This is a genomic window from Limnohabitans sp. (assembly GCF_031539105.1).
Taxonomy (GTDB): Bacteria; Pseudomonadota; Gammaproteobacteria; order Burkholderiales; family Burkholderiaceae_C; genus Limnohabitans.
Map to the genome: position 1 here is coordinate 23189 of NZ_JAVKLM010000031.1, position 6000 is coordinate 29188.

General features: G+C 58.2%; 7 protein-coding genes. 3 read left to right on the top strand and 4 right to left on the bottom strand.

Annotated features, from left to right (window positions below):
* Nucleotides 1-13 precede the first annotated feature (13 nt).
* Nucleotides 14-1516 carry an FAD-linked oxidase C-terminal domain-containing protein gene (locus RMR24_RS08330; RefSeq protein ID WP_310614617.1) on the top strand — a complete coding sequence of 501 codons (1503 nt, stop codon included), beginning with the start codon at nucleotides 14-16 and terminating at the stop codon, nucleotides 1514-1516.
* A gap of 12 nt (nucleotides 1517-1528) precedes the next feature.
* On the opposite strand, the gene RMR24_RS08335 is transcribed toward RMR24_RS08330, so the two are convergent.
* Nucleotides 1529-2257 carry a YggS family pyridoxal phosphate-dependent enzyme gene (locus RMR24_RS08335; protein WP_310614618.1) on the bottom strand — a complete coding sequence of 243 codons (729 nt, stop codon included), beginning with the start codon at nucleotides 2255-2257 and terminating at the stop codon, nucleotides 1529-1531.
* 105 nt (nucleotides 2258-2362) lie between these two features.
* Between RMR24_RS08335 and RMR24_RS08340 the strand changes: the two genes are divergently transcribed.
* Nucleotides 2363-3277: an NAD(P)-dependent oxidoreductase gene (locus RMR24_RS08340; protein ID WP_310614619.1), complete on the top strand. Its 915-nt coding sequence runs from the start codon at nucleotides 2363-2365 to the stop codon at nucleotides 3275-3277.
* Nucleotides 3278-3346: 69 nt separating this feature from the next.
* On the opposite strand, the gene RMR24_RS08345 is transcribed toward RMR24_RS08340, so the two are convergent.
* The 3 genes from RMR24_RS08345 to RMR24_RS08355 are packed head-to-tail and all read right to left on the bottom strand — an operon-like array spanning nucleotide 3347 to nucleotide 5010.
* A complete protein-coding gene (locus tag RMR24_RS08345) occupies nucleotides 3347-4039 on the bottom strand; it encodes a BON domain-containing protein (RefSeq protein WP_310614620.1) in 693 nt (230 codons plus the stop codon).
* Nucleotides 4036-4635 (bottom strand): phosphoheptose isomerase, encoded by a 600-nt coding sequence (locus RMR24_RS08350; RefSeq protein WP_104796761.1) that lies wholly within the window; start codon nucleotides 4633-4635, stop codon nucleotides 4036-4038. The genes RMR24_RS08345 and RMR24_RS08350 overlap by 4 nt, the downstream gene beginning before the upstream one ends.
* Before the next feature lie 15 nt (nucleotides 4636-4650).
* The gene (locus tag RMR24_RS08355; RefSeq protein WP_310614623.1) at nucleotides 4651-5010 is read right to left on the bottom strand and encodes a YraN family protein; all 360 of its coding nucleotides are present in this window, start codon (nucleotides 5008-5010) and stop codon (nucleotides 4651-4653) included.
* A 51-nt stretch (nucleotides 5011-5061) separates the two neighbouring features.
* On the opposite strand from RMR24_RS08355, the gene rsmI reads away from it, so the two are divergent.
* Nucleotides 5062-5979 carry a 16S rRNA (cytidine(1402)-2'-O)-methyltransferase gene (gene rsmI / locus RMR24_RS08360; protein ID WP_310614621.1) on the top strand — a complete coding sequence of 306 codons (918 nt, stop codon included), beginning with the start codon at nucleotides 5062-5064 and terminating at the stop codon, nucleotides 5977-5979.
* Nucleotides 5980-6000: the final 21 nt, after the last annotated feature.

The window sequence follows — 6000 nt, forward strand, 5'->3', positions numbered from 1 at the left end:
TAAAGTGCCAAACATGAACGCACCACTCACCTCCGACCAGCAAAACACCCTTGCCCGCGCCGAGCGCCAAGCGCAAGTGGTGCAAGCCCTGCTGCAAGTGCTGCCACAGCACGCCCTGCTTTACACCACTGAGGACACCGTGCCTTACGAGTGTGACGGTCTCACCGCCTACCGCGCACGCCCCATGTGCGTGGCTTTGCCTGAGACGGTAGACCAAGTGCAAGCGGTACTCAAGACCTGTTACGCACTAGACGTGCCGGTGGTCGCACGCGGAGCCGGCACAGGCCTGTCGGGTGGCGCGATGCCGCACACGCTAGGCGTGACGTTGTCGCTGGCCAAGTTCAACCAAATTCTCAACATCGACCCCGTCGCTCGGACTGCTGTGGTGCAGTGCGGCGTGCGCAACCTGGCCATCAGCGAAGCAGTGTCGCAATACGGGCTGTACTACGCGCCCGACCCATCCAGCCAAATTGCTTGCACCATCGGTGGCAACGTGGCCGAAAACTCGGGTGGCGTGCATTGTTTGAAATACGGCCTCACTGTGCACAACGTGCTCAAGGTGAAAGGCTTCACGGTAGAGGGCGACTCCATTGAGTTTGGCAGCGATGCACTCGACACACCGGGCCTTGACCTGTTGCCCGTCGTCGTGGGCAGCGAAGGCATGTTGGCTGTGACCACCGAGGTCACCGTCAAGCTTGTGCCAAAGCCGCAACTGGCGCGTTGCATCATGGCCAGCTTTGACGATGTGCGCAAAGCGGGCGACGCGGTGGCTGCAGTCATTGCCGCAGGCATCATCCCCGCGGGCCTCGAGATGATGGACGGCCCCATGACGGCCGCCGTGGAAGACTTTGTGCACGCCGACTACGACCTGAGCGCCGCCGCGATTTTGCTTTGCGAAAGCGACGGCACCCCCGAAGAGGTGGAAGAAGAAATTGGCCGCATGAGCGACGTGCTGCGCGGCTGCGGCGCAACGGCCATTGCCGTGAGCCGCGACGAAGCGCAACGCATGAAGTTTTGGAGCGGACGCAAAAATGCGTTCCCAGCTTCGGGCCGCATCAGCCCCGACTACATGTGCATGGACAGCACCATCCCGCGCAAGCGTTTGGCGGACATCTTGGAATCCATTCAAGAAATGGAAAAGAAATATGGCCTCAAGTGCCTGAACGTGTTCCACGCAGGCGACGGCAACTTGCACCCGCTGATTTTGTTTGATGCCAACGACCCCGACCAAATGCACCGCTGCGAACTGTTTGGTGCCGAGATCTTAGAAACCAGTGTGGCCATGGGCGGCACGGTGACGGGCGAGCACGGCGTTGGCATTGAGAAAGTGAACAGCATGTGCGTGCAGTTCAGCGCCGAAGAAAACGAACAGATGTTTGGCGTCAAGCGCGCCTTTGACAGCAAGGGGCTACTCAACCCCGGTAAGGTCATCCCTACTCTGCACCGTTGTGCCGAGTACGGCAAGATGCTGGTGCGTGCGGGGCAGATCAAGCACCCGGATTTGCCGCGGTTTTAATTTGCCGCAGTTTTAAGCGGGGTAAGTTCGCCCACCAAAGATCGCCGTTCCCACTCGCACCATCGTGCTGCCCGCGTGCACAGCGGCTTCTAGATCGCCCGTCATGCCCATTGACAGGCTGTCGAACTGGGGCAGGTTCAAGGTGGCTTTGACTTCTTGAAACAAGGCGCACGCTTTGGCGTGCACGGCGACTTGCGCATCAAAACTCTCGACAGAATCTGGGATGGTCATGATGCCGCGCAGAACCAAGTGCGGCAGCTTGACGACTTCTGCGGCCAGCGCCAGCACGTCGACAGGCGCAATGCCTGATTTGGTTTCGCCACCATCGATGTTGACTTGCAGGCACACGTTCAACGGCGCTAGGTGCGCGGGGCGTTGGTCGTTCAGGCGCTGCGCAATCTTGAGGCGATCCACCGTGTGTGCCCAATCGAAGTGTTCGGCCACGAGTTTGGTTTTGTTGCTTTGGATGGGGCCGATGCAGTGCCAAACCAATTGAATGTCACCCCCTTGAAGCGCGATGATTTTGTCCACGCCTTCTTGAATGTAGTTTTCGCCAAAATCGCGTTGACCGCAGGCTGCCACTTGGCGCACATTGTCAGCACTGAAGGTTTTGGAAACGGCCAGTAACTGCACGCTGCCAGCCGAGCGGCCACTGGCCACACAGGCGGCTGCGATGCGGGCTTGCACAGCGTGAAACTTGTCGCGCAAGCTGTTGCTTAAATCGTGGTCTGGGGTACTCATGTGGGGCTACTTTAACAAGGCGGCAGGGGCGTTACCTTTGCGACACGCGGGGCCTTGCCTGTGCCCCTATGATGCAGCGCAGTTCAACCCAACACGGAAAAAACCATGTCCAGCATCAATGCCAAAACTTACGAACCCGCCGCTTCTGCCCATGTTGCCTTCATCGGCATGGGCGTGATGGGCTACCCCATGGCCGGCCACTTGGCCACCGCAGGCCACGCGGTGACGGTGTACAATCGCTCACCCGCCAAGGCTGAGGCCTGGGTGAAAGAGTTTGCATCCAGCAAAGCCCCCAAAAGCGCACTGACACCCCGCGAAGCCGCCAAGGGCGCGAGCATCGTGTTTTGCTGCGTAGGCAATGACGCCGATTTGCGCTCAGTGGTGTTTGGCGCTGACGGCATGTTGGCTGGCATGGCACCAGGTACGGTGTTGGTCGACCACACCACAGCATCGGCCGATGTGGCCCGCGAGATTTACACCGCAGCCAAAAACCTTGGCATTCATTTCATCGACGCGCCCGTGTCCGGCGGCCAAGGTGGCGCACAAAACGGTTTGCTGACCGTGATGTGCGGTGGCGACGCCCCGGTGTTTGAGCAAGTCAAACCTGTGGCCATGGCTTTCTCGCGCGCGTTCACTCTCATGGGCGAGCCAGGCGCGGGCCAACTGACCAAGATGGTGAACCAAATTTGTATCGCCGGCTTGGTGCAAGGCTTGAGCGAAGCCATCGCCTTTGGCCAAAAAGCCGGCCTAGACATGAACCTCGTGCTCGACGTGATTGGCAAAGGTGCAGCCCAGAGCTGGCAGCTGGACAACCGTGGCAAAACCATGGTGGCAGACAAGTTTGATTTCGGCTTTGCGGTGGATTGGATGCGCAAAGATTTGGGCCTGGTCTTTGACGAAGCCAAACGCAACGGCGCTGTGTTGCCTGTGACGCAGATGGTCGACAAGTTTTACGGCGATGTGCAAGACATGGGCGGCAAGCGCTGGGATACGTCTAGCCTGATCAAGCGTTTGCGTTGAACCCCAAGCGCACACAAAAAAGCCCCGCGGCGTGAGCTGCGGGGCTTTTTACTTTGTAGAGAACTGATCTTATTTGATCGGTGTCACCACAGGTTGTTGCGAGGGATTGGGTTTAGGTGCATTGAGATTCACGGATTGAGAATCGCTGCGCTTGGGTTGCATGGCCCGCAACTCGTCTTCAGTGATGTATTCAAGCACACGAACCACACGCTTGACACCACTCACGCCACGCACCACATCGGTGGCACGCTTGGCTTCGCGCTGAGTCACTCGGCCCAACAGGTAAACGGTGCCGCGCTCGCCCACCACTTTGAACACATTGGCAAACACGTCTTCGGTGTCAACCATAGAGGCCTTGACTTTGGCGACCAGCAATACATCGCTGGCGCGGTCGCTGGTGCTGGAGGCAGAACCAACAGCCAACTCGTTCACCACTGCACGCACGTTTTCTACACGACTGGCCAATGACTCCGCTTGTCGACGTACGGTGTCGTTAGACACTTCACCCGTGATCAACACTTGGCGGTTGTAGCTGGTGATGTTGATGTGCTCTTTGCTGCCAAAGTTTTCGCGCATCGCCGTAGCGCTGCGTTGCTCGATGGTTTCATCTTCAAGCTGGATGCCTGCTGAACGGCGATCGCTGGCCACCATGGCGCCGCCAATGACGCCACCAAACATGAGGGGTGCTGCGCATGAGGCGAGCCCCAAACACATGACCAAAGTGGACAACAACGAAGCTGTGGACTTGTTCAAAAATTTCATTCTTTACCTTCAGTGTCACCGAGCAATTGCGCATCCACGCCATCGCAAATGCAATGGATCGCGAGCAAATGCACTTCTTGAATACGGGCTGTGCGGTCATGCGGGACACAAATGTGCACATCGGTTTCGCGCAAGGCTTGGCTCATCTTGCCGCCGCCTTTGCCGGTCAGCGCTACCACCGTCATGTCGCGCTCATGCGCGGCTTGAATGGCGGCCAACACGTTGGGCGAGCTGCCACTGGTGGTAATGGCCAGCAACACGTCGCCCGACTGGCCGAGGGCGCGCACTTGTTTGGAAAAAATCTGTTCGTAGCTGTAGTCGTTGGCAATCGCCGTGATGATGGAGCTATCGGTGGTGAGGGCAATGGCCCCCAACTCAGGGCGCTCACGCTCAAAGCGGCCCACAAACTCTGCAGCAAAATGCTGCGCGTCTGCGGCTGAGCCGCCATTGCCACATGCCAGCACTTTGCCACCACTGGTGACACTGGCGAGTACTGCTGACACAGCGGCTGCGATGGGTTTAGACAAGACTTGTGCGGCCTGATATTTCAGGTCAGCAGAGTCGATGAAGTGTTGTTCGATACGTTGCTCAAGCATGGGGTGATGATACCTTTAAGCGTCAAAAGCGGCTTTGAACCATTGCAAATCGTCGCCCTCAACGGCAACCACATCAAACCGACATGGGGGCACTGCTCTCAGTTTCAACAAATAGTGCTGCGCCGCAAACACAATGCGCCTTTGCTTCACAAATGTCACACTGGCCAAAGCCCCGCCATGCTTGGCGCTGCCGCGTTTGCGCACCTCGACAAACACCAGCGTGCCATCGGCATCACGCATGATCAAATCTATTTCGCCGCCACCCCGCCCGGGCGTCCGATAATTGCGCTGCACCAATTGCAAGCCCTGCGTTTGTAAATGGCGCGACGCGTGGTCTTCGGCCGCATCCCCTTTTTGCTTGGTGGTTGATTGCATTTGCGCTTGCACTTGCTTCTTGCCGTCGGGTTTGTTCACAGCGCCTCCTTGATGAACGTCAACTTTGATTCCGCATTAACTGCTGCCCACGCTGCTGCAGCCGCACAAAATCACCCAGCAGGCACGCTGTATGTGGTGGCCACGCCCATTGGCAATTTGGCCGACATCAGCTTGCGTGCGCTGCATGTGTTGAGTCTTTGCGACACACTGGCTTGTGAGGACACGCGCCACTCACAAACTTTGCTGCGTGCCTACGGCATCGACAAATCGGCCTCGCACTGGCTGGCGGTGCACCAACACAATGAAGCAGAAGCCGCACAAGAAGTCATTCGTCGACTGCAAGCCGGTCAACGTGTGGCCTATGTGAGCGACGCAGGCACCCCCGCCGTCAGCGACCCCGGTGCACGCTTGGTTTGGCAGGTCCAAAGCGCCGGCTTACGCGTGATGCCACTGCCTGGCGCGAGCAGCGTGACCGCACTGTTGAGCGCGTGCGGCACACCAGCACACGATTCTTCGGGTTTTGTGTTTGTGGGCTTCTTACCCTCCAAAGCCACTGAACGTGGTCACGCCGTCGAGGTTTTGTCGCATGAGCCACGCACACAGGTGTTGCTTGAAGCACCACACCGCATCGAGGTATTGGCCACCGCTCTAGGCGTACTTGGCGACCGCCCTGTGACGGTTGGTCGCGAATTGACCAAACAGTTTGAAGAGATTGCCACGGTCGCCGCCAAAGACTTGAGCGCTTGGCTTGGCGGCAATGTGCAGCGCACGCGTGGCGAGTTTGCCCTGGTGGTGCATGCGCAAGTGCAAGTGCGCGCCAAGGGCTCGGACAACGACCGCCTGTTGAAAATTTTGATGCAAGAGCTTCCACTCAAAACTGCGGTGAAAGTGGCCGCAGAGATTAGCGGCGAAGCAAAAAATGCGTTGTATGACCGGGCTTTGGAATTGAAGCAGGATTCGGCTCAATAAAGCTGGTGCGGCTGGCGGGGA